This is a genomic window from Paludibaculum fermentans (assembly GCF_051172195.1).
Lineage (GTDB): Bacteria > Acidobacteriota > Terriglobia > Bryobacterales > Bryobacteraceae > Paludibaculum > Paludibaculum fermentans_A.
In genome coordinates this window covers 309009-331000 of sequence record NZ_JBPJAQ010000004.1, presented here as the reverse complement: position 1 = coordinate 331000, position 21992 = coordinate 309009, and the positions used below count along the sequence as shown (strand labels likewise).

Here is a 21992-nt window from a genome sequence, read left to right as displayed (position 1 = left end):
GGGCTAGTCGTTGCGCAGCGCCTGCATGGGGTCGATCCGGAGCGCTTTGCGGGCCGGGAACAGGGACGCGAGGGCGACGGTGAGGGTGAAGAGACCGATGGCGCTGAAGTAGGCGACGGGATCGAGCGGGCCGAGCCCGAAGAGGACTTTGCGCAGGACCTGGGCGAGGGCGGCGGCCGCGGCGGCTCCGATGACGAGTCCAATGCCGAGAGGCCGAGCAAACTGGCGCATCACGATCAGTACGACGTCGGCCGGTTTGGCGCCCAGGGCCATGCGGATGCCGATCTCCTTGGTGCGCTGCGAGACGGCGTAAGCGATGAGGCCGGCGATGCCGAGGCAAGCGAGGAACAGGGCGATGGCTGCCAGGATACTGACGGAAAGGACCCCGTATTGCGTGCCCTGCAGCCGGCGCTGGAAGGAGTTCTTCATCAACTGGACGTCGGGCATGACATTGGGATCGACGGCCTTGGCGAGGGAAGAAAGCGTGGGCACCAGGGATTCGGGGCTGGCGGAGGTCCGGACCAGGAGGACCATGGAGGGCAGATCGGCCTCGACGGCCAGGAAGTAGGCTTCGGCGGCGGCTTTGTCCTGCTGGGAAGTGACATGGGCATTCGCCGCGATGCCGACGATGGTGTAGCGATTGCCCGCGAGGTCGAGCGGCTTGCCGAGCGGATCCGCGCCGGGCCAGGCGAGTTCGGCCAAGGACTGGCTGATGACCAGGGAGTGGGTGTCGCCGGCGGTGAGGTTGCGGCCTCGGTGGAGGGGGATGCGCAGGGTCTCGAAGTACTGCGGGTCGATGTTGTTGGCCCGGATGCTGACGGCGCGTCCGTCGAATTCGGCCCGAATCGAAATCGTCTTATTGCCGAAGGGAGGCGCCGACGAAGTGGAGATGGCATCGATTCCGGGCAGATTGCGGAGGCGGCCCTGGAGGGTGTCGAGATAGGTGCGGGCCTGGGCGGCGGAGTAGTTGTGGTTGCCGAGTTCCGGATTGATGGTGACGACCTGCCGGTATTCGAAGCCGGGATCCGATGAAGCATGGGTGAGGGCTCGGACGAGAAGTCCGGCGACGATCAGGAGTACGCAACTGGCCGCGACCTGGGCCGAGATGAGGATCTGGCGGGTACGGGTAGCACGGTGGCGCTGGCGGACGACCTGGAAGGCGGGTGTCACGCCGAATAGCAGGGCTGAGAAGAGGCCCATGGAGGCGCAGAAGAGCAGGACGCGCCAGTCGGGGGAAGGGTCTAGCCAAAGTGGAGTGCTGGTGACAGACATGAGTCCGCGCATGATGAGGTAGCCGACTCCGAGACCGGCGGCGGAGCCAAGGAGGCCGAGCAGGGCGCTTTCGGTGAGGAGCTGGCGAATGAGCCGGGCGCTGCCGGCGCCGACGGAGACGCGGATGGAGATTTCGCGCTCGCGGGCGACGCCGCGGGCGAGCAGGAGGCTGCCCAGGTTGCCGCAGGCCACGGCGAGGATGAGCAGGACCAGTGCCGCAATGAGGCTCGCCACGGGGAGGATCTCGCTGGGGTCCTTGGCTCCGGTGCCGTGATGGGCGCGGCCGAGGATGCTGGTGACGTAGCCGCCGGGCTCGCTGGGCAGGGTTTCGTTCTCCCAGATCCCCTCGGGGTGTTCGGCGCGGAGGGTGGCGGCGAGGGCACGCAACTCGTCCTCAGCGGCTTTTGGGGTGAGGCCCTGTTTCAGGCGGCCCCAGACCTCTTCACCGGCCGTTTCGACGGAGAAGTCGGTGAGGAGTTTGCTGCCGCTGACGAGGTGGGGATGTTGAGTGACCGGGATCCAGAGGTCGGGTGTTTCGAGGGCTAGGCTGCTGGATTCGTCCGAGGCGACTCCGATGACGGTGACTGGCTTGCCGTTGAGGTGGATGATGCGGCCGGGCAGGGAAGCATCGGCGCCAAAGCGGCGCTGCCAGAAGCCACGGCTGAGCACGACCACTGGATCCGCTCCGGCGGCTTCGTCGCGAGTGGGGTCGAGGAGGCGGCCGAGTGAGGCGGAGGCTCCGAGTTCTGTGAAGAAGTTAGCGGAGACGAAGTGCGCTTTGAGCGGCTTGTCGTCACCTGCCATCTGGACGGAAGCGCGGCTGCGGGCGATGAGGGCGGAGAGCGTCGTCGTGTGCCGGCGGAAGAAGTCGAACTCGGGGTAAGGCAGGACCGAGGCGTAGCCGGCGGGCGCCTGGCGTTGAAAGTGGAGTAGGGTGGCCGGATCGCGGACCGGTAGTGGACGGAGAACCATCAGGTTGAAGAAGCCGAAGGCGGCCACGTTCGCACCGATGCCGACAGCGAGGATGAGGATGGCGGAGAGGGTGAAGCCGGGCGACTTGCGGAGGAGGCGCGTGGCGTAGCGGAGGTCCTGGCCCAGGCGGTCGATCCAGGTCCAGCCCCAGGCGTCGCGGGCTTCTTCTCGAAGGCGCAGCGGATCGCCCACCGGCTTGCCGCCTGCCAGCGCGGCCATTTCGCGATGGAATTCGAGGTCGTTGGCGAGCTCGTCGTCGAAGCGACGGCGGTTCAGGAGGTAGCGTAGCCGGCGGAGGAGCTTGTCCATTTTCTTAGGTTGCTAGGCGGTGCGCAGGACGGCCTGGATGGCTTCATGGAGACGGTCGTAGCCGGACAGCTCGGCTTCGAGCTGCTGGAGGCCAGAGGGGGTGAGTTCGTAGAAGCGGACTTTGCGATTGGTCTCGGAGATACCCCAGTTGGACGTGACCCAGCCCTGGAGCAGGATGCGTTGGAGGGCGGGGTAGAGCGCGCCTTCTTCGACGTGAAGGACCTCCGAGGACAGGGTGTGAATGCGCTGGGCGATGGCGTAGCCATGGAGGGGTCCGGAGCGCAGGACGCGGAGGATGAGGAGGACCAGGGCTCCGGCAGGCATTTCTTTTTTAGGCATAATATCGTTAGGGGTAGTATGCATATGCCTGACGGCAGCTGTCAATCGAAAAGTGACTGAGATCGGGACGCTATACAATAGCGGCGGTTTGCCTCTTTGAGAAAGGTAGGGTTCCATGGCTGCTTCGACTGCAGTGAGGTTGTTGCTGGCGGCGCTGCCGCTGATGGCTGGTGCGCAGACGGCCGGGCCGCGGCTGCCGGGCAAGGGCATGGCGCAGCACTCCTTTCTTTATTGCGGGGAATGGCAGAACCGCAGCCTGACGGAGCAGGTGATCCATGTGATTCGCGGTGGGCAGGTGGTTTGGTCGTACACGAATCCGTTGCGGGGCGAGTTGGGCGATTGTTCCATGCTGCCCAACGGGAACATTCTATTTTCGCGGCAGTTTGGGGCGAGTGAGATTACTCCGGACAAGAAGATCGTCTGGAACTACGATGCGGCTCCGAAGACCGAGATGCACACGGCTTGGCCGGTGGACGGGGATCGTGTGCTGGTGATGCAGAATGGGAACCCGGCGAAGGCGATGATCCTGCGTAAATCGACGGGTGTGGTGGAGAAGGAGATCGTGCTGCCGACGAAGAATCCGGATGGGGTCCACGGGCAGTTCCGGCACATCCGGATGACGGCGGACGGGCACTTCCTGGTGGCGCACATGGATCTGGGCAAGGTGGTGGAGTACGATGCGGCGGGCCAGCCGGTGTGGAGCGTGGAGGCTCCGTCGGCTTGGGCGGCGGTGCGGCTGAAGAACGGCAATACATTGATCAGCGGGAATCAGCACGGCTATGTGCGCGAGGTGAACCCGAAGGGCGAGACGGTGTGGGCCGTGGAGAAAGACGACCTGCCGGGGATCCCGTTGCTCACCGTACAGGAGGTTTCACGCCTGGCGAATGGTCACACGTTGATCAACAACTGGTGCGGCAGCCGGCCGCAGGCGGAATGGCCGCAGACGGTGCAGTTGATTGAAGTGGACGCGAAGAAGAAGGTCGTATGGGCGCTGCGGGACTGGAGCGTGTTGGGCCCGGCGACTTCGACGCACCTGCTGGATGGCAAGAGCGAGCGGTAGTCAGCGCCGCAAGGCAGGCGCGCCTCCGCCCTGCTGCATGAACTTCATGAAGTCCGACTCGGCGAGGCGTGAGGGATGGACTTCGCCTCCCAGCCCGAAGAAGCGGCAGAAGCTCATGATGAGGGGCTGCCAGCGCAGGGGATCGATGTGGGCACGCGGTCCGTTGTCAGTGAGCAGGCTCTCCTCGACGTGCAGTTTCACGATGTGGATCTCGAAGACATTGGCATTGACGTTTTTGCCGAAGGGGCGGTGGTGGTGGACGATGCCTTCCATCTGGACCGGGCATTCGGCGACGCGCGGTGGAGCTACGGATACGGAGTCGAGGGCAGTGAGGCCGGCGGCTCCGAACTTGTCGGGCTCGTGACGATAGCCCCAGCCGAGCTTGAGTTCGGGTACGGGATTGCGGCCGGTGGTGAGGGCGAGGCAGTCGATTTCGGAGACCTGATTCTGGGAGGGCAGATTGATGACGCATTCGCCCGTGCGGATGAGGTTCCCGGAGGTTTGGCTCAACTGGCCGAGGCCGAGCATGCAGGTCCAGCCCAGCCACCAGGCAGAGGACATAGGCGCGAGGTTGGGGGAGCCGTCGGGGTTCAAGGTGCTGATGAGGGCGACGGGGGTTCCGAAGTAGAGCACGGTGGGGTCGACAGTTCTGTGCATGGTTTGAAGGTAGGGGATGAGTGGGTGGGGGCGATATCCGGAAGTTGCTGTGATGCGAACGGCCGGGGCTATCGGGTAGGCTTCGAAATGGCATGAGTCAGTCGGGAAAAGCCGGATGGAAGGATGACGGCGCGGAGCGGGTGCTGTCCGTCGTCCGTAGCGCGAAGGGTCTCTCCGCGCAGATTTGCAGGCGGACCCGTGCCGGCGGGTCGGACGGGCCGTTTCGGGTTGTTCCTGTCGAGCTCTCGCGTGTGAAGCGATCGCTTTATCCGGCGCGGGATCGCCTGTTGGCGTCGTGGCAGAAGCTGAGCGTGGTGAAGGCGGCCGATGCGGAGACGCTCTTCCATGTGCTGGTTGTGTTGCTGGAGACGGTGCCGGAGTTGCCGGGCGCCGGGGTTGTTGATCCGCTGCCCGCCGGATGGGGTGAGACGGAAGTTGCGGTGCGGGCCACAGCAGCAAACCCGAGAGCGTATCGGGGTACGAAGTACCAGCCTCCGAAACGGCGCCGGCTGCCAGAGACGGACGTGCGGCCGCATTTGTGCCACGCGCGAGCACTGCCGGTGTTGGTGGCGCCGCTTATGCGGTTCCTGGGCGAGGTCCGTTCACGACTGCTGGAAGCGGGATACGGCGCTGCTGATCTGGATGCGCTGGAACTGGAACTGCAGCCGGGTTCATTTTCGAAAGCGCCATGGCGAATGCCGGGTCCTTTAGTGCGTCTTGTGTGGCCGGCCGTGCGGACGAAGCCGGTGCGGCAGCAGTCGCGGCTGCTGGCGCTGTCTTCGCGGTTGAGCCTGGCCAGTGACGAGAAGGCCTTGGTCGTCTTCGCACGACTGGTTTCCTTAGGAGATGTCGAGGGCGCGTACGCATGGGGCGAGGCGAGTGAGCAGGTTCCGGCTGAGCAGCGCGCCCTGTTCTTTCAACTGGTACTGGAAACCGGCGCCTACAGTGCAAAGCCTTCCATGGAGTTCTTGTGCGCCATCAAAGAGGCCTTTCTGGTGGTAGCCGATGAGCATCTGGCCTATTGGCTGGAGCAGTTGCTGTCGGCGGCCGTGCGCGGAGCGCCGCTCGACTACGTGATGGCCGGGCTTCGATTGACGGCGCAATTCAATCCAGAGCGTCGATTTGATGAGATTGGGCAGTGCTTCGATTTTCCCGAGCAGGTGGTGATGGAGGTTGGAACCAGGTCGGATTCTTCTTCCTGGTTGGTGCCGGCCTTGTGGGAGCTGTGCGGCCGGATGCCTGGGCTGGCGGAGGCAATTGCCCGGTCGCGGTGGAGGGAGTTTACAGCACCAGCGGCCTTGCGGTATTTCGAGATGCTGGCCAGCCTGCAGCAGTATGAGATGCCCGCGCGTGTCGCCCGGCGGAAATGGAGTGCCATTGCGGAGCTACTGCCGCGCCTGGAGGCGGCAGTGCTTGGGACCGCGCCTGAGTATCAGGAGAAGTGGGTTGAGCACATAGCGGATTGGTGGTGGTGTTGGGACGACCCCGCGACGATACGCCGCTGCTTCCCCATGGGGGTTGCCCTGCTGTCGAGGGTCTGCGTCATTCCGTTCGGGGTGGGGTGCAACGGTGCGCGTGCTTTGATGACGTTGCTGGAGGTGGAGAAGGACACGGAGCTTGCACGGCTTCTGGCCGCTCCGGATCGCTGCCTGCAGGCGTTGGAGAAGGCTTGCGTGCGCGACGGCGACTCCGTCCTGGTGACCCGTGGGCTTGGAGCACTGGCAAAGTTCCAGACCGAGTTTGCGGTTGGTTCCTTCCTGGCCGAGCCGAAGCGGTTCTGCAGGACCGCGAAGATAGTGGGGAGCTTGAGCGCTCCGCTAGGGGCGCAAGTGGTCAAGGAGGCTCGAGAGCACCCGCTCTTCCGGCTGGACCCAACGGGTATGCCGGTGAGGGAGCTGTGCGCCGAGATTGCAGAGCACTTGCGGGATGGTTATGCGAATCCCGTGCCGGCCCGGCTGAAGTCGTGGCTGCAAGGGGAAGTCACGCTGACACCGGCGCAGTTGGAGCGGTATCAACGCGTGCTGGTGGATAACCTTGTGCTGACTCGTTTGAGCGTGGTGGAGGCTGCGGTTTTGGCGGCTTTGCAGCGTGGGTTGCCGGCGGTGGGAGTCACGAGGGAAGGCGAGCATGCGTTGCGGCTCCTGGGCTCGATTGGTTGGAATCGCCGGGGATTGCGAAAGTTCCTGCGGGCTTACTGGGCTGGCGATACGGCGTATCTGGCGCAGCACCGGGAGACCAGGGAGTGGTACCGGAAGCATCACAGAGTTGCGAGAGACCTGTGGGAGCGTGGGATTCCATTCGAGTCCGAACGTTATCGCATCGAACTGGAGCAGGATCCGTTTGAGGTGTTGAAGTTGGGCACGTATGTGGGCTCGTGCCTGGCCGTGGGCGGCCTGTGCTCTGAATCGGCGGTGGCGGCATTGGTGGATGTGAACAAGCAGGTTCTGTACCTACGGGATGAACGGCGCAGGGTGATCGCCCGGCAGTTGATTGCCATCTCCGACGACGACCGGCTGGTCTGCTTCCCTGTGTATCCAAGTTCCACGGGGCGCGAGTCCAAGGCTCTATTTCGTCAATACGACTACGCCTTTGCCGCGGCATTGGGTCTGCCCGTCTACGAGCCGAAGGACGATGATGACGAATATTCGGTGGGCTGCGTACTGTCTGACGCGTGGTGGGACGATGGCAGTTGGGACTTTGATGTTGGGGCGAGTCCATCAGGGTCGAAGAGTCGCTCAAATTTAGGTTAATTAGTACTTGCATTGTTGGACGATGGTGATTTAGGATTGAACTGCATGACCTATACATTCCAATTCGGCGGATGCCTCAGTGGCTCGCTGGCGCGCGTCAATCATGACGCCCGCGAGGTGACTTAACCGGCTTGGAATAATTGGATTTCAAGAAGGGGCGGCCACCGAGTGGCCGCCCCTTCTTGCGTGCGATCACGATTAAATAACTGTCCCGGCTGCTGAAGCCTGGTTTCGGACACTCTGCGTGTGCCCAACGGAGTTTAATTCTGCGGGCCCGCTCCACTAATTATGATTGGCTGCGCAGATTCCGCAGATCTTTCGAAAGATGGAAATCATGACTTTCGAGGAGAGGTCGGATTATGCGACGAATATCCGGCTTTGGAAGGTAGAGCGCGAGACGGAGACGACGCAGGGCTACTTCTACGATTCGATGGAAAACGCCGGCCAGCCGAGCCAGGTTGCGCTTCACGCAAAGGGGCTCCGGACGGCCGGTTGATGAGAGCCGGAAGCGGAATCGCTAGGCTTGGGAAGGAATACGAAATGCCTGAATTTACTGGATACAACGTCATCACAACGGAGAAGGGGGTCCCCATCAAGGCCTGGACGAAGGGTGTCCAGGTGGAGGACCAGGCGCGCCAGCAGTTGATCAACGCGGCGCAGCTGCCCTTCATCTACAAGTGGATCGCGGCCATGCCGGACGTCCATTGGGGCGTGGGCGCGACCGTGGGCAGCGTGATTCCTACCAAGGGTGCGATCATTCCGGCCGCTGTTGGCGTCGACATTGGGTGCGGCATGATGGCGGTGCAGACCGACCTGAATGCCAACCATCTGCCGGACAACCTGAAGGCAATTCGGTCAGCGATTGAGGCTGCCGTTCCGCACGGGCGGACGAACCACGGCGGAGCGGGCGACCGCGGCGCGTGGGGCTCGATCCCAGGGCGCAACCAGGAGGTCTGGCGGGATGAGCTGAAGCAGCGGTATGACACCATCCTCCGGAAGCATCCGAAGCTGGATCGTGGCAACCACGCGAACCACCTGGGGACGCTGGGCACGGGCAACCACTTCATCGAGGTCTGCCTGGACGAAGCGGATCATGTGTGGTTCATGCTGCACAGCGGATCGCGCGGCGTCGGCAACCGGATGGGCAGCTACTTCATTGAGCTGGCCCGTAAGGAGATGCGGAGGTTCTACATCAACCTGCCGGATATCGACTTGGCGTACTTTCCGGAGCACACGGAACACTTCGACGACTATGTCGAGGCGGTCGAGTGGGCCCAGGACTATGCGCGCCGGAACAGGGACCTGATGATGGAGCAGATGATCGGCGCGGTTCAGGCTTCCGGTAAGCTGCCCCCGTTCACCACTGAGTTGGAGGTGATCAACTGTCACCACAACTACGTGGCGCGGGAATCGCATTTTGGCGAAAACGTGCTGGTGACCCGTAAGGGCGCGGTGCGGGCGCGCGAGGGCGATATGGGGATCATCCCCGGCAGCATGGGCGCGCGGTCGTATATCGTCCGCGGCAAAGGCAACGTGGAGAGCTTCCATAGCTGCAGCCACGGGGCCGGGCGGGCGATGTCGCGCAACGAGGCGCGGCGGCGCTTCACAGTGGACGACCACATCCGCATGACCGAGGGTGTGGAGTGCCGGAAGGATGAGGCGGTGATCGATGAGACGCCGGCGGCGTACAAGCCAATTGATGCGGTGATGGCGGCGCAGGCGGATCTTGTCGAGATCGTGCATACCTTGCGGCAGCTAGTTTGCGTGAAGGGATGAGGGGGTGCGGAGTCGATCCGCCCCCCTTCGGAAGGGGATCCAGTGTTGATTCAAATTGACGGGTCGTTTGGGGAAGGCGGCGGGCAGATTCTGCGGACCGCGCTGAGCCTTTCGCTGGTGACCGGCCGGCCCATCCGAATCGACAATATCCGCGCGGGCCGCGAGCGGCCTGGCCTGCTGCGCCAGCATTTGACGGCGGTGCTGGCGGCGGCGGAGATCGGACAGGCGCAGGTGGAAGGAGCAGTGATGGGATCGACTTCCATCGGCTTCGTGCCGGGGTCTGTCAAGGCGGGCGAATACCGGTTTGCGGTTGGGTCGGCTGGCAGTGGAACGCTGGTGTTCCAGACCATACTGCCGGCGCTGATGCTGGCCGAGGGTCCCAGTAAGTTGGTGATCGAAGGTGGAACGCACAATGATGCGGCTCCGCCGTTTCCATTCCTGGAACGGGCATTCCTGCCGCTGGTGGAGCGGATGGGACCGCGGGTTCAAGTTGTCCTGGAGCGGCCTGGGTTCTACCCGGCGGGCGGCGGACGGTTCACGGCGGAGATCCTGCCTGCGGTCCGGCTGAAGCCGCTGCACACTGGGGAGCGGGCGGAGATCACGGGCCGCCGTGTGATTGCGATCATCGCGAACTTGCCAAGCGACATTGCCGAGCGGGAAGCCAGGACGGCGGCGCGGCTTCTCGAGTGGGGGCCCGAAACTCAGGTGATCGAGTCGTCACGCGAGTCGGCGGGCCCTGGCAACGTCGTGATGGTGGAGGTGCAGAGCCGTGGAGTGACGGAGATCTTCACGGCGTTCGGGAAGGTGGGGGTGAGCGCGGAACGGGTGGCGAAGCGGGCGGTGCAGGAGGCGCAGGAGTACCTGGTGTCGAAGGCGGCAGTGGGCGAGCATCTGGCGGATCAGTTGTTGTTGCCGATGGCGCTGGCGGGTGCGGGTTCGTTTACGGCAGTGAAGCTGAACCAGCACTCGCTGACCAACATGGAGGTGATCCGGCGGTTCCTGCCTGTGCGCTTTGAGATCAGTGAAGCAGGGGAATGCGTAACCGTTGCGGTGCGGCCGGAGTGAGCCCCGGCCGCCCGGAGGGATTCAGAATCTAGACTATGGAGTGGATGAGTCCGCCTTCGGCCCGCACAGCCGCGCCGTTGGTGGCTGCCGCGAGCGGGCTGGCCAGATAGGCGACGAGACTGGCGATCTCTTCGGGCTGGATCAGGCGCTGGAGCAGGGAAGCGGAGCGGTGCTTCTTGAAGAAGGCCGCTTCCAGTTGGGCGAAGTCCGCGGTGGGGTCATCGGAGAGCGATTTGATGAAATCGACGACGCCGGCGGACATCGTCGGTCCGGGCATGACGGTGTTGACGGTGACCCCGGTGCCGGTGGTCATTTCGGCTAAGCCTCGTGAGATCGAGAGTTGGGCCGTCTTCGTCATGCCATAGTGCATCATCTCAGCGGGCACGGCGATGGCGGATTCACTGGCGATGAAGATGATGCGGCCGGTCTTGCGTGCCAGCATGCCGGGGAGGTAAGCACGGGATGCTCTCACGCCGCTCAGCACGTTGACTTCGAAGAGGCGGAGCCAGTCCTCGTCGGGGATGTCGACGAAGGGCTTGGGTTCGTAGATGCCGAGGTTATTGACGAGGATGTCGACCGAGGGCAATTGCCGGATGAGGGTGTCGGCGCCTTCGCGGGTGCCGAGGTCGGCCAGGATGCTAGTTACGCTGCCCCGGCCCGTGATCTTCGGGGTGATTTCCGCAATTCCACGATCGAGGCTGGCCTGGGTGCGGCCGGTAATGAACACCCGGACGCCTTCCTGCGCGAGTTGGGCGGCGATGGCCTGGCCGATGCCCGCGGTCCCGCCGGTGACGATGGCGGATTTGCCTTCCAATTGAAGGTTCATAGGTTTTCTGACTTCCTTTCAGTTACGGTGTGTGGTGGTTCGGAAAACAGTACCAGTGAGTCGTTATCCTAGTATTGGCACTACCATGAGGCAGCTCAATTGGCCGTAAAAGGCGAAGGGCGGCCGGATCGCTCCAGCCGCCGCCGTTTGTTCTTCGATGGATTGCTCCCGGACTAGGTCTGCGATCAGAACTGCAGGTTTCTGTCGAAGGTCCTCCGCTTCCTTACGGTCGCGGCTCCTATACCAGCTTGGTCTTCTTCAGCGGCAATTCACGGATGCGCTTGCCGGTCGCCGCGAAGATTGCGTTGGCCAGGGCCGGGGCGATGGTGGGTACGCCGGGTTCGCCCACGCCTCCGGGGGGTTCGTTGCTGGGCACGATGTGAACATGCACCTGCTGGGGCGAGTCGTTCATGCGGGCTACCGGATAGTTGTTGAAGTTGGCTTGCTTCACCTTGCCGCCCGTGGCGGTGATTTCGCCCAGGAGGGCTCCACTGGTGGCGAAGACCGCGGCGCCCTGGAACTGGGACATGACACGGTCGGGGTGAATCACCTGACCCGGGTCGATGGCGTAGTGAACGGTGGGAATGGTGAGCTTGCCAGCCTTGTCCACCTTCACTTCGACGACTGAGGCGACGTAGCAGAGGAAGCTGCGATGCGCCGCGAAGCCCCAGGCATGGCCGGGGGTTGACTTGTTTTTGCTCCAACCCGACTTCTCGGCGGCCACCTCGATCACGCGGCGCAGACGGGCTGTGTCGAAGGGAAATTTGTCTTCCTTCTGGCCGTAGTTGGCGTGCTCGAAGCCCTGGCCGGAGAAGTCGACGTGGCGTGATGGGCCGATTAGGTCCATCGCGTAGTCCACGGTGTCGCGGCCGGCCAGGTGGGCCAGTTCGTCGACGAAGGAGTGGATGGCGAAAGCGTGCTGGATGTTGTTTACGGAGCGTAGCCAGCCGATGCGGACATGGGCGGCGGCGGGTCCGTTCTCCACCCGCAGATTGGCGATATCAAAGGGAACGTCGATGAAACCCAAGCCGAGTTCCAGCGGGCTGAGCTCCATCGTGTCCTTCTGATAGAGGTTCATCAGCGAGGGGGCGGCTACGCGTTGGAGCCAGGCCTCCGGGCGTCCCTGCGCGTTCAGGCCTGCCTTCATGTAGACGGAGGCGCAGGCGTGGTAGTAGTCGAATTTGATGTCGTCCTGGCGAGTCCAGCTCACCTTGACGGGGCGGCCGGTCTGCTTGGAGAGCAATGCGGCCTCGACCACGTAATCGGGCTTGGATTTGCGTCCGAAGCCTCCACCCAGGAGAGTTACGTGGCAAAAGACATCGGTCTTTGGGATGCCGAGAGCTTCCGACACGGCTTCCTGGACCGCCTGCGGATTTTGGGTGGCGGCCCACGCCGTCACCTTGCCGTCCTTGAATTCGGCAACCGCGGCCGGCGGCTCCATGGGAGCGTGGGAGAGCAGCGGTGAGTAGTACTCGGCCTCGTGCGTCTTCGCGGCCGAGGCGAAGGCTTTGTCGACGTCGCCTTTGTTGCGGGCCGACTTCTGCGGAGACCGGACTGTCTCGCTCATCTTCTTGCGGAAGGCGTCGGAATCGAACGATTCGTTCTCCCCGCCGACCCATTCCACCTGCAGCTTCTTGCGGCCTTCCATGGCGGCCCAGGTGTTGTCGGCCAGCACAGCGACTCCGCCCAATTGCTTGTAGCCGTACGGCTTCTGGAACGTGGGGAGGACGACGGCGTCCTTCACACCTTTGACTGCTTTGGCTGCCGTTCCGTCGAAGTTCTTCACGCTGCCGCCCACCACCGGCGGGCGCTCGATAGAGGCGTAGAGCATGCCGGGCATTTTGGCGTCGTAGCCGAAAGTGCCTTTGCCGCGCACGATGTCGTTCTGGTCGGCCATCGGCACGCCCTTGCCGATGTACTTGAACTCGGATGCCGGCTTGAGCTTCAGGTCGGCCTTGGCCGGCACGGGCTGCTTGGCTGCGGCGGCCACCAGTGAGCCGAAGCCGGCCTTTTTGCCGGAGTTGCGATGAACAATCTCGTGGTCGACAGCGGCGCATTCATTCAAAGGCACTTGCCATTGGGCGGCGGCGGCGCGCTCGAGCATCATGCGGGCGGTGGCGCCGGCTTCGCGCAGGGCTCCGTAGAAGTCGCGGATGGAGCACGAGCCGTCGGTATTCTGCGAGCCGTACTTCTCGTCGCCGAGCGCCTGCTCGATGCGGACGCGTTTCCAGTCGGCACCAAGTTCGTCGGCGGCCACCATCGGGAGGGAGGTACGGATGCCGGTGCCCATTTCGGAACGGTGGGCCACGATGACCACGGTGCCATCGGGTTCCAGGCCCAGATAGACGGTCGGCATGAAGGAGGGGACAGCGCCTTCCACGGCCATGGGAGCGGCCAGGACCAGGGCTCCGGCGGAGAAGAGCCCGCCCAGGAATTCGCGGCGATCGAGGCGGTATACGGCGTTCATGCCTTCACCCCCGCGGCCTTCTTGATGGCGGACCGGATGCGCTGGTAGGTGCCGCAGCGGCAGATGTTGCCGGTCATGTAGGCATCGATGTCGGCGTCGGTCGGTTTCGGTTTTTCTTTCAACAGGCCGGCGGCCTGCATGATCTGGCCGCTCTGGCAGTAGCCGCACTGCATGACGTTCAGCTCCTGCCAGGCCAATTGCAGCGGGTGTTTGCCGTCGGGGCTCAGCCCTTCGATGGTGGTGATTTTCTTGCCGGCGGTATCCTTCATCGCCGTGATGCAACTGCGCACCGGTTGTCCGTTCAGATGGACGGTGCAAGCGCCGCAGAGGCCGGCTCCGCACCCGTACTTTGTTCCTGCCAGATCGAGCAGATCGCGCAGATACCACAGCAGGGGCATCTCCGGATCGCCGTCATATTTGTGGGCGACGCCATTCACACTCAGTTGGACCATAGTTTTTCCCCAGGATCACGTTCCCAGCTTGGGCGTAGTATAGCGCCACGCTGGGGATGGCGCATCCACGCCGCCTGCTAATGGCTTTCCCGGCTGTGATGCTTCCAGTTGAGGGATCCGAAGCGGCGGCCGATGATCATCTTCATGATCATGTGATCGGTCGAGCCGGTGAAGCCGAGCCCGACTCCGAAGTTGAACTCCCAGTCAGGGCCGAAGTCGATATCGACCGTGGGGAAGATCTGATGTTCCTGTTCGCGCAGCAGGGCGAAAGAGTGCAGGGGGCCGAGCGAGCCATAATACTCAGCGCCGAAGTTCACCTTCTTCGTGACGGCGTAACTCGCCTTGAAGTTGGGCGAGAAGACGACTCCTGAGGCCACGCCGGGGCCGTGGAAGGCGCGGTCGACGGTCGGGTTGAAACTCATGTACCAGCGGCCGAGCTCCTTGTCGACGATGGGACGAATCTCCATATTCCAGGTGTCTCCGGCGTAGGCGGCACGCTGGTAGCCGACCTCAGTGGAGAGGCTGACGCCGACCGGCCAGTTCCAGGACGGTGGGACCCGTACGCGGGGCCGGATGTGGTCGCCCACCCATTGCCAGCCGTAGCCGCGGCTATTCGTCATGAAGACGTAGAATCCGGTTTCGAACCAGTCGTTGAAGCCGTGAGTCAGTTCGAGAGTCTCGTGCCAGGCGTGATTCGTGGGGCGCATCCCGTCGGTTTCCGTCTTGGTCCCCTGGACCGTGAAATTCGTATGGAACTCGAGCATGGTCTTGTGGGGCGGCATGGTTTCACTGCCGTAGACCTGAATCTCGTAGTTCTCCTGAGCGCGGGATAGCGACTGGAAAGAGAGGACCGACAGAAGGATGGTTAGGAGTAGTCGCATAGCCCAGTAGGTCCCGCCGCCGGTTGGTGAATGGGCTGCGGAGCCCACTGTGCGGGGTATTTATCCCACATTAGCAAAAAACCTGAAAGCTCCAACGCGGCTGCGATCAGGGCCTGGCAAGCTCGAATACGATGATCTGGTTGTCTGCCCGGCCGTCGCGCATCAATGGCACGTAGCGGATGCGGGCATGCATGCTATCGGCCAGTACGACGGAATTCTCACCGGCGTTGTGGAAGGCGTTCTGCTCCACGTTTCGGGCGTACACAAAGGAGACCCCATCAACGATGAACCCTTCCCATTCATATGTACCCTGGTCGTCGGAGCGGGTCTCCATCCGGGTCCAGTAACCGGTGATTGGTCCTTCCACCTGCCGGGCGGACCGGTTGCCGGCAAGGTAGCGCTGCTCGACGACATAACCGCCGCCCAGGAGGAATACGATCAGCGTGATGGAGCCCAGGAGCTTGACCCCGGCATGTAGTCGCAGGGCGCGCACCCGAAGGTAGAGCACCCAGAGGCCAGTCGCCACCGCCAGGGCGGCACCGAAGAGGAAGGCCACCTTCGGCGCCTGCGAATCCTGGGCGATGTCGTAGATGAGCTCGTAGTTCAATCCCGGCCCCCGGGATCGGGCCCAAGCTCCTTGAGGAATTGATCCCGCTCGAGCGACAAGGCTGCGCCTTCACCGCCGCTGGTGGCGAACCCTGCGTAGGCGCACGCCCAGTCGGCGGCCTTCTTCCACGCATGGTGTGCTCCCTGGTCGTCGTGCTGTTCCCGCAGGCGGATCATGCGCTGGCGGTACATATCGGCGGTGGCGATCGCGAAGGCGATGTGGGGCACGGAGTCGACGATCATCTTCTCGGCCTCCTCCAACCGGTCGGCGTGCTCGAGCGCCACAGCCTTGTGCCACCATTCGGGCAGGCTGGGGTCGCGTTCGAAACCGGGGAATGAGACGCTCTTCAGGATCAACTCGCCCAGGTTTGCGGCGTCCACCATGCGCCCCGGAGTCGCCGTCACCCTGGCACGGACCATGGTGGACCCATTGCGTCCATCGCGCAGCAGGTGGAGTTGCTCGATCTCGACGCCGTTGTCGAAGATGTTGCGAATGCTTAGACCGTAGAGCCCCCCCTCGGACACCCGCAGGACCTTGGGATCGTCGTAAGAATCGTCTGCCTCGCGCTGCAGGTTATCCAGAATCTCATCGGCACTGCGGAGGAAGCGGGGGATGACATTCAGGTTGATCTGGACCTCACCCGTGGGCTCAAACACAAGCGTTCGCTTGCCATCGTCCATGACGTACCAGCCCATGGGCACGTCCACCAGCGCGGCAATGGCGCCGGCGGCGATAGTCACCTTGCGCGCCTCCGAGTCCTCAGCTTTGATGCGCGGCGTCAAACCCTGGCCGCTCTCGCGGAGGTTGGTATTCACGGAGTTGTCCGGGTCCAGCGAAGCCGTGTCTTCCGCCAGGGCGTACCGGGCGAAACCTGCCGGCTTCTCCGCCGGAGTCTGCGTGGTCGCCTCCACTTCCGGCGCTGCCTGCGGCTCCTCGGCTGGCGGCGGGACGTAGGAAACAGGCGTGGTCTGGCCCTTTGGCGCAGAGAGCTTGAAGTATTCCATCACCGCCTGCCAGACAGGTTCGAAGGAACCGGCGATGGACTCGGGCGCCATCAGGTTGACGTTTACCAGCCGGCCGCCGTCTTCAAAGATGAAGAAGCGGTGATCCAGCCATGTGCCCTCCTGGTTTTGCCGGCCCAGGGCCATGATGCCCTCAAGCGGTCCTACTTCGCGCGGGCCGCCGGCGGTCATCTGGATCTCGTTGTTCTCGAGCAAATAGGTAACCCAGTCGCGCACTGACCCGTTGTCGTAGGCCGGACGGGCGGAGACTGTGAGCGCGACCACGGCCACAGGTGAAGTGGCGACCATCAGCGGCGCGAATGCGATGGGGTTGCTGAAGTCGACGTCCTCCAGAGGCAGGTCGTGGACGGTCCAGTCGCTGGGGACAGAGATCTCGAAACCGAGGTCCGCCAACCGGGCCGGAAACGTGTAGATGGTAAAACCAAATGAATTGGACATGGGCGATGGGCTTTCGAGTTGAGATATAGACGGGTTCGTTACTGGTGCTGTACCTGCAGGTCGGTACGGAGGGTGTCGGCCAAGGCTGCGAATTCGTAACTGTCGTTCGAACGTGCTTCGACCACTGACTGCAGGGCCATCATGGAGTCGTGGAAATCGGTCATCTTGTGATCCTGGACGAAGCCCGCGAGCTGATGCCAGGTCCAGTAGACACCTCGCAACTGCCCCACCAAGTTGTTGTCCTCGTCCTTGACTGGTGACGGGATGGCGCGCAGGCGTTCGGCCAGAACCCCGGCAGACTGGCGCAGTGCTTCGGCCGCCGACGGGGGCAGCGTCTGGACCGTGGACAGGACGATGGTCAGGCCGCGCAGGTGCTCCGGGTCGGAAGACCGAAGCAGGGCAGGGAGTTCGGCGATACGATCGACCAGCACCCTTGCGATGCGGTGCTTATCCGTAGTATCGTCGACGCCGAAGCCGACCCACAGATCGAGCGGTGAGTCTGGCGTGAGGGCTGCGAAAGCCTGCATCTTCTTTTCGTGTTCCGCCTGGGCAGCTTGCTGGGCCTCACTCCGGGCCTCGGAGACGCGGCGCACGCGGAAACGGTACGAGTAGTCTCTGATTGGCTTGTCTTTCTCTTCCAGAAACCGGTCGCTGCGCCAGGTGCTCCATTCGAAGTGTTCTTTGCCTGGTTTCCCGGGCAAGGGCAGCATGAACTCGATGTCAGTCGAAGTGTTCATGAGCATACGCACCGTACGCATCGACGAGTCGCTGAACAACCAGACGCGGCAAGGGACCGTCCACTGGCCGCCGGATTCGCTGGCCTGCTTCCAGAGTATTACTCCACCCTTGGAATCGAGGCGTTTGTTGCCCGAGCCGAGAGGCGTCAGCGTGCAACTCAGGTAGTTGCGGTCGGGCCGTTCTGTCGGAACCATGCCGCGAGGACATTTGAGCTCCACTTCCAGATCAAGTTGCTCGCCATCAATCGTGGGCGCGATGGTGCCGCCCAGGCGGCAGAACAGGGCAATCACGCAGAAGAGGATGGCAACTTCAGCGAGGGAGATGCCCTGCGCCCGAAGGAACCCGGGCGAGGTCCCTCCGGCGACGACGCGGGAGGTGACGATGCCCAGGATCAGGCCGATGACAATGCCGAACAGTGTGAGGAAGGCAACGAAGTAGCCGGAGCCCCCTTCGAAGCTCGAGATGCTGTACCACTCGACGCACAGGGTGCCCAGGTAACAGGCCGCGGCGCCACAGGCAGCGGCAGTAATCAAGCCAATGAGAATGGTCAGCAGCCAGTTCAATGTACAGCTCCAGAGTCAATTAGCGGCGCGGGCGGCGACTGGCCAATTCCGCGCTCAACCGTAACTAGCGCGGTGGCAGCACGATTTCGATCACAAGATCGACAGGAATGCGCGAGCGGGCCGCTCCCGGATTGTCCGATTCCGGGAACAACTGTCAACGGGTTGCCGTATACTCAGTTGACGCGGAGAGTCAACATGGCCCTTGGTGATCAGATCAAATCCTTTCTCAAGAAACAGTTCATTGACGTTATCCAGTGGACCGACCAGGAAGATGGCGTCCTTGCGTACCGGTATCCCATGCAGGACATGGAAATCCAGAATGGTGCGCAACTTACGGTGCGTGAATCGCAGGCAGCGATGTTCGTCAACGAAGGACGTTGCGCGGATATCTTCAGCCCCGGGCTGTACACGCTAAACACGCGTACCCTGCCGTTGATGACGAACCTGCAGAACTGGGACAAGATGTTCGCGTCGCCCTTCAAGAGCGACGTCTTCTACTTCTCGACCAGGCAGCAGATTGCCCAGCGCTGGGGCACGGCCCAGCCGGTGACGATTCGCGACAAGGACTTTGGCGCGATCCGTCTGCGTGGTTTCGGTGTTTATTCGTGGCATATCGACAATCCCAAGCTCTTCCTGACGAAGGTGAGCGGCTTCGGTGAAGTCTACCGGGTGAGCGAAGTGGAACCGCAGCTGCGCCAGACGATTGTCGGCCGCATGTCGGATGCCTTCGCCGAAAGCCAGATTCCGTTCCTGGACATGGCCGCCAACCTGGTGGAAGTGGGCGAGCGCATCAAGGCGTCGATTACGCCCGTATTTGCGGAGCTGGGCATCGCCATCGACCAGTTCGTGGTGGAAAACCTCTCGCTGCCGGAAGAACTGCAGAAGTTCCTCGACACGCGCGTGGGCATGAATATGATCGGCAATATGCAGCAGTACACGCAGTTCCAAGCGGCCAACTCGCTGCCGATCGCGGCTGCGAACGAGGGTGGCGGACTGGCTGGACTGGGTGTCGGCCTGGGTGCGGGCGTTGGGCTGGGGCAGGTGTTTTCCCAGGCGATGAACCCGCAGGCGCAGCAGCCGCCGCAGGCTCCTCCTCCTGTTGCTCCAATGGGAGCTCCCCCGGTTGTGCCGGTGGTGCCAGTGGCTGGCGCGGCAGCGGCGCCGGATACGAAGTTCTGCTCCGAATGCGGGCAGAAAATCCCACGGGCGTCGAAGTTCTGCCCGGAGTGCGGTAAGCCTCAGCAGTAACTTGCAAATCGAGTTACCATCACTCCAATGACTTCCGGCTGTGAATGGGTGGTCGACGCCGCAGGATGCGATCCGGCCACCCTGGCCTCTCTGCCGGCGCTTGAGGCCCTATTCGACGACATGGTTGCCGGTCTGCAGCTACATCCAGTCGCGCCTACGGTGTGGCACCAGTTTCCCGGACTGACTCCGGCAGCCCCCGGAGGAATCACGGGGTTGTCGCTGTTGGCGGAATCTCATCTGGCCGTGCATACTTTTCCGGAGCACGGCGCTTTGTCCCTGAACCTCTTCTGTTGCAAGCCTCGTGAGAACTGGGCCTTCGAGAATGAACTGACCCGCCGGTTCGAGGCGCGCCGGGTGGATGTCAGAAGATTGGAGCGCGCTCTTTCATGAGTGGACCCTCCTCAAACTGCCCCAATTGCGGCGCCCCCATCAAATTTGCCTGGTCCAGCGCGGTGCAGGCTGCCTGTCCTTATTGCCAGGCGATCATTGTCCGCCGGGATGTGAATCTGGAAGCGGTGGGCGTCGTCGCCGACCTGCCACCGGACGCCTCTGCGATTCAGCTGATGTCGGAGGGCTTCTTCGACAACAAGCACTTCATCGTGATCGGCCGCATCCGCTATGAGTGGGAACAAGGCAACTGGAACGAGTGGCACCTGCTGTTCAATGACGGCACCAACGGCTGGTTGAGCGATGCCCAGGCGGATTACGCCGTGTCGTTCGCCGTGGCCCCTCCCATTGCGTTCCCGACGCCGCTGGAGCTGAAAAAGGGGCAGGTCTTTCAATTGCAGGGCGGGCAGTTCATGGTGACTCACCTGACCAAGGTCCGCTATGTCGGCTTTGAAGGCGAACTGCCCTTTACTACAACGGACCGTAGTGAGTTCATGACGGCGGACCTGCGCACCATGGATGCGCGCTTTGCGACCATCGACTATTCCGAGACGCCGCCGCTGTTGTTCATGGGCCGGTATGTGGACATCGAAGCGCTGAAGTTGACCGGCCTCAGGGAGTTTGAAGGATGGTAGCACCGTCCCGCGTCCCGAAACCCAAAGCGATCAATTGCCCCAATTGCGGCGGCAACATCGAACTGCGCGGCTTTGCGCACACGCGGAGCGCAGTGTGCGTCCAGTGCTGCAGCATCATCGATCCGACGACACCGGAACTCCAGATCCTGCAGCAGTTCGACGAGCGCCTGCGCGTGCGGCCGCTGATCCCGCTGGGCAGCCGCGGCAAGTATCGCGGAGTGCCTTACGAAGTGATCGGCTTCCAGGTGCGGTCGATCAATGCGGACGGCGTGGAGTACTCATGGCACGAGTACCTGCTGTTCAACCCTTTCAAGGGGTTCCGCTACCTGACGCAGTACGACGGGCACTGGAACGATGTGCTGACCGTGCACGGACTGCCCGCCTTCACCACACTGGGCGGCCGGAAAGCGGTCACCTACAACAACGTCCCTTACAAGCACTTTCAGAATGCGGTGGCCCGCACGGCATTCGTGATGGGCGAATTCCCCTGGGCCGTCCGCGTCGGGGAGACCAATACGGTCGACGACTATGTTGCTCCGCCCTACATGATGTCGTCGGAGCAGACCGACGGTGAGGTGAACTGGTCGTTCGGAACCTACATTGCGGGCAGCGAAGTCGAGCAGGCCTTCCAGCTCAAGACCAAGCTGCCGGCGCCCAATGGCGTCTACGCCAACCAGCCGTCGCCGTTCCAAGGCAAGGTGCGGGCCTCGTGGCGTACTTTTCTGATGTTGTGCCTGGTTTGGGCGGTGCTGGTTGCCTTCTTCACGTTCAGCGCCAGCAACCGCGTGATTTTTGACCAGAATTTCCACTTTGCACAGGCAGTGCCCGGCGAGCATTCCTTCGTCACGCAGCCGTTCGACGTGCCGGGCCGCGGCAATGTCGAGGTGGAGTTGAGTACGGACCTGAGGAACAATTGGGCCTACTTCAGCCTGGCGTTGCTGCGCGAGGACGGAGCCCAGGGGTTTGATTTCGGCCGCGAGGTCAGCTACTACAGCGGACGGGACAGCGACGGCTCCTGGTCGGAAGGCAAAGCGAAGGACAGCGTGATTTTGCCGAAGGTCCCGGCCGGCCGATACTATTTGCGGATCGAACCCGAAATGGATGCACAAGCATCCGCCACGGCGGCGTCGGGGATGACAATGAACTACGAGGTGACCGTGCGGCGCGACGTGCCCACCACCTGGCTGTTCTGGCTGGTGCTGCCATTGCTGCTGATTCCGCCGATACTGACAAGCATCCGGTCGATGACTTTCGAGGGACGGCGCTGGTCTGAGAGCGACTACGCCCCGGCATCCTCCAGCAGCGGAGACGACGACTGATGAAAAGCCCACTTTACACACTCTATGGCATGGTCCTGCTGGGGATGGTCTCAGTGGGGCAGTGGACCGGCTTCAGCCTGTCCTCCATCAACGAAGTGAAAAACATCCCCAAGTCCGTTCGCGAGAATCCCGGGGTCTACCGCTCGCACTACGGCTATCTGCCACACTGGTTTGGCGGCAAGTAGCGCATCGCTGAAAATGAGGAAAGG

20 protein-coding genes are annotated in these 21992 nt (G+C 62.7%); 10 read left to right on the top strand and 10 right to left on the bottom strand.

The window, feature by feature from the left end; translation table 11 throughout:
- Positions 1-3 precede the first annotated feature (3 nt).
- Both ACR9Y2_RS38145 and ACR9Y2_RS38140 read right to left on the bottom strand, forming a co-directional pair.
- Positions 4-2553 carry an ABC transporter permease gene (locus ACR9Y2_RS38145; protein WP_435047164.1) on the bottom strand — a complete coding sequence of 850 codons (2550 nt, stop codon included), beginning with the start codon at positions 2551-2553 and terminating at the stop codon, positions 4-6.
- A 12-nt stretch (positions 2554-2565) separates the two neighbouring features.
- Positions 2566-2892: a PadR family transcriptional regulator gene (locus ACR9Y2_RS38140; protein WP_435047163.1), complete on the bottom strand. Its 327-nt coding sequence runs from the start codon at positions 2890-2892 to the stop codon at positions 2566-2568.
- A gap of 115 nt (positions 2893-3007) precedes the next feature.
- Between ACR9Y2_RS38140 and ACR9Y2_RS38135 the strand changes: the two genes are divergently transcribed.
- Positions 3008-3952 (top strand): beta-propeller domain-containing protein, encoded by a 945-nt coding sequence (locus ACR9Y2_RS38135; protein ID WP_435047162.1) that lies wholly within the window; start codon positions 3008-3010, stop codon positions 3950-3952.
- On the opposite strand, the gene ACR9Y2_RS38130 is transcribed toward ACR9Y2_RS38135, so the two are convergent.
- Positions 3953-4609 carry a flavin reductase family protein gene (locus ACR9Y2_RS38130; RefSeq protein WP_435047161.1) on the bottom strand — a complete coding sequence of 219 codons (657 nt, stop codon included), beginning with the start codon at positions 4607-4609 and terminating at the stop codon, positions 3953-3955. It lies immediately after the preceding gene.
- A 92-nt stretch (positions 4610-4701) separates the two neighbouring features.
- Between ACR9Y2_RS38130 and ACR9Y2_RS38125 the strand changes: the two genes are divergently transcribed.
- The 4 genes from ACR9Y2_RS38125 to rtcA all read left to right on the top strand — a co-directional run bounded on the left by ACR9Y2_RS38125 (position 4702) and on the right by rtcA (position 10200).
- Positions 4702-7359 (top strand): hypothetical protein, encoded by a 2658-nt coding sequence (locus tag ACR9Y2_RS38125; protein ID WP_435047160.1) that lies wholly within the window; start codon positions 4702-4704, stop codon positions 7357-7359.
- Positions 7360-7693: 334 nt separating this feature from the next.
- A complete protein-coding gene (locus tag ACR9Y2_RS38120) occupies positions 7694-7855 on the top strand; it encodes a hypothetical protein (RefSeq protein WP_435047159.1) in 162 nt (53 codons plus the stop codon).
- Positions 7856-7899: 44 nt separating this feature from the next.
- Positions 7900-9135 (top strand): RtcB family protein, encoded by a 1236-nt coding sequence (locus ACR9Y2_RS38115; protein WP_435047158.1) that lies wholly within the window; start codon positions 7900-7902, stop codon positions 9133-9135.
- A gap of 45 nt (positions 9136-9180) precedes the next feature.
- Positions 9181-10200: an RNA 3'-terminal phosphate cyclase gene (gene rtcA / locus ACR9Y2_RS38110; RefSeq protein ID WP_435047249.1), complete on the top strand. Its 1020-nt coding sequence runs from the start codon at positions 9181-9183 to the stop codon at positions 10198-10200.
- Positions 10201-10228: 28 nt separating this feature from the next.
- Here the strand turns inward: rtcA and ACR9Y2_RS38105 are convergent, their stop codons facing one another.
- The 7 genes from ACR9Y2_RS38105 to ACR9Y2_RS38075 all read right to left on the bottom strand — a co-directional run bounded on the left by ACR9Y2_RS38105 (position 10229) and on the right by ACR9Y2_RS38075 (position 18194).
- The gene (locus tag ACR9Y2_RS38105) at positions 10229-11026 is read right to left on the bottom strand and encodes an SDR family NAD(P)-dependent oxidoreductase (protein ID WP_435047157.1); all 798 of its coding nucleotides are present in this window, start codon (positions 11024-11026) and stop codon (positions 10229-10231) included.
- Positions 11027-11264: 238 nt separating this feature from the next.
- Positions 11265-13493, bottom strand: coding sequence for a molybdopterin cofactor-binding domain-containing protein (locus tag ACR9Y2_RS38100; protein ID WP_435047156.1), 2229 nt, complete (start codon positions 13491-13493; stop codon positions 11265-11267).
- Positions 13490-13945 carry a (2Fe-2S)-binding protein gene (locus ACR9Y2_RS38095; protein WP_435047155.1) on the bottom strand — a complete coding sequence of 152 codons (456 nt, stop codon included), beginning with the start codon at positions 13943-13945 and terminating at the stop codon, positions 13490-13492. The genes ACR9Y2_RS38100 and ACR9Y2_RS38095 overlap by 4 nt, the downstream gene beginning before the upstream one ends.
- Before the next feature lie 77 nt (positions 13946-14022).
- Positions 14023-14826, bottom strand: coding sequence for a transporter (locus tag ACR9Y2_RS38090; protein ID WP_435047154.1), 804 nt, complete (start codon positions 14824-14826; stop codon positions 14023-14025).
- A gap of 106 nt (positions 14827-14932) precedes the next feature.
- Positions 14933-15433 (bottom strand): hypothetical protein, encoded by a 501-nt coding sequence (locus ACR9Y2_RS38085; RefSeq protein ID WP_435047153.1) that lies wholly within the window; start codon positions 15431-15433, stop codon positions 14933-14935.
- The gene (locus ACR9Y2_RS38080; RefSeq protein ID WP_435047152.1) at positions 15430-16893 is read right to left on the bottom strand and encodes a hypothetical protein; all 1464 of its coding nucleotides are present in this window, start codon (positions 16891-16893) and stop codon (positions 15430-15432) included. Before ACR9Y2_RS38080 ends, ACR9Y2_RS38085 begins: the two co-directional genes overlap by 4 nt.
- Before the next feature lie 38 nt (positions 16894-16931).
- Positions 16932-18194, bottom strand: a complete 1263-nt coding sequence (locus tag ACR9Y2_RS38075; protein ID WP_435047151.1) for a hypothetical protein — start codon at positions 18192-18194, stop codon at positions 16932-16934.
- Positions 18195-18389: 195 nt separating this feature from the next.
- Here ACR9Y2_RS38075 and ACR9Y2_RS38070 point away from each other — a divergent pair, with 195 nt between their 5' ends.
- From ACR9Y2_RS38070 to ACR9Y2_RS38050, 5 genes are read left to right on the top strand one after another with little or no spacing between them, the layout of a single operon-like run.
- On the top strand, positions 18390-19442 hold the full coding sequence (locus ACR9Y2_RS38070; protein ID WP_435047150.1) for an SPFH domain-containing protein: 1053 nt from the start codon (positions 18390-18392) through the stop codon (positions 19440-19442).
- Positions 19443-19469: 27 nt separating this feature from the next.
- Entirely contained in the window at positions 19470-19832 is a 363-nt protein-coding gene (gene speD, locus ACR9Y2_RS38065; RefSeq protein WP_435047149.1) for an S-adenosylmethionine decarboxylase, read from the top strand.
- The gene (locus tag ACR9Y2_RS38060) at positions 19829-20464 is read left to right on the top strand and encodes a DUF4178 domain-containing protein (RefSeq protein ID WP_435047148.1); all 636 of its coding nucleotides are present in this window, start codon (positions 19829-19831) and stop codon (positions 20462-20464) included. The genes speD and ACR9Y2_RS38060 overlap by 4 nt, the downstream gene beginning before the upstream one ends.
- On the top strand, positions 20458-21783 hold the full coding sequence (locus tag ACR9Y2_RS38055; RefSeq protein ID WP_435047147.1) for a DUF4178 domain-containing protein: 1326 nt from the start codon (positions 20458-20460) through the stop codon (positions 21781-21783). The genes ACR9Y2_RS38060 and ACR9Y2_RS38055 overlap by 7 nt, the downstream gene beginning before the upstream one ends.
- Positions 21783-21968: a hypothetical protein gene (locus ACR9Y2_RS38050; RefSeq protein WP_435047146.1), complete on the top strand. Its 186-nt coding sequence runs from the start codon at positions 21783-21785 to the stop codon at positions 21966-21968. The genes ACR9Y2_RS38055 and ACR9Y2_RS38050 overlap by 1 nt, the downstream gene beginning before the upstream one ends.
- Positions 21969-21992 lie beyond the last annotated feature (24 nt).

Excerpts from the sequence above, each read along its gene's own strand:
- ACR9Y2_RS38060 (WP_435047148.1), top strand. The coding sequence starts at position 19,829 with ATGAGTGGACCCTCCTCAAACTGCCCCAATTGCGGCGCCCCCATCAAA.
- ACR9Y2_RS38055 (WP_435047147.1), top strand. The coding sequence starts at position 20,458 with ATGGTAGCACCGTCCCGCGTCCCGAAACCCAAAGCGATCAATTGCCCC.
- ACR9Y2_RS38100 (WP_435047156.1), bottom strand. The coding sequence starts at position 13,493 with ATGAACGCCGTATACCGCCTCGATCGCCGCGAATTCCTGGGCGGGCTC.
- ACR9Y2_RS38140 (WP_435047163.1), bottom strand. The coding sequence starts at position 2,892 with ATGCCTAAAAAAGAAATGCCTGCCGGAGCCCTGGTCCTCCTCATCCTC.
- ACR9Y2_RS38130 (WP_435047161.1), bottom strand. The coding sequence starts at position 4,609 with ATGCACAGAACTGTCGACCCCACCGTGCTCTACTTCGGAACCCCCGTC.
- ACR9Y2_RS38135 (WP_435047162.1), top strand. The coding sequence starts at position 3,008 with ATGGCTGCTTCGACTGCAGTGAGGTTGTTGCTGGCGGCGCTGCCGCTG.
- ACR9Y2_RS38145 (WP_435047164.1), bottom strand. The coding sequence starts at position 2,553 with ATGGACAAGCTCCTCCGCCGGCTACGCTACCTCCTGAACCGCCGTCGC.
- ACR9Y2_RS38080 (WP_435047152.1), bottom strand. The coding sequence starts at position 16,893 with ATGTCCAATTCATTTGGTTTTACCATCTACACGTTTCCGGCCCGGTTG.
- ACR9Y2_RS38095 (WP_435047155.1), bottom strand. The coding sequence starts at position 13,945 with ATGGTCCAACTGAGTGTGAATGGCGTCGCCCACAAATATGACGGCGAT.
- ACR9Y2_RS38105 (WP_435047157.1), bottom strand. The coding sequence starts at position 11,026 with ATGAACCTTCAATTGGAAGGCAAATCCGCCATCGTCACCGGCGGGACC.
- ACR9Y2_RS38050 (WP_435047146.1), top strand. The coding sequence starts at position 21,783 with ATGAAAAGCCCACTTTACACACTCTATGGCATGGTCCTGCTGGGGATG.
- ACR9Y2_RS38120 (WP_435047159.1), top strand. The coding sequence starts at position 7,694 with ATGACTTTCGAGGAGAGGTCGGATTATGCGACGAATATCCGGCTTTGG.
- ACR9Y2_RS38125 (WP_435047160.1), top strand. The coding sequence starts at position 4,702 with ATGAGTCAGTCGGGAAAAGCCGGATGGAAGGATGACGGCGCGGAGCGG.
- speD (WP_435047149.1), top strand. The coding sequence starts at position 19,470 with ATGACTTCCGGCTGTGAATGGGTGGTCGACGCCGCAGGATGCGATCCG.
- ACR9Y2_RS38115 (WP_435047158.1), top strand. The coding sequence starts at position 7,900 with ATGCCTGAATTTACTGGATACAACGTCATCACAACGGAGAAGGGGGTC.
- ACR9Y2_RS38090 (WP_435047154.1), bottom strand. The coding sequence starts at position 14,826 with ATGCGACTACTCCTAACCATCCTTCTGTCGGTCCTCTCTTTCCAGTCG.
- ACR9Y2_RS38070 (WP_435047150.1), top strand. The coding sequence starts at position 18,390 with ATGGCCCTTGGTGATCAGATCAAATCCTTTCTCAAGAAACAGTTCATT.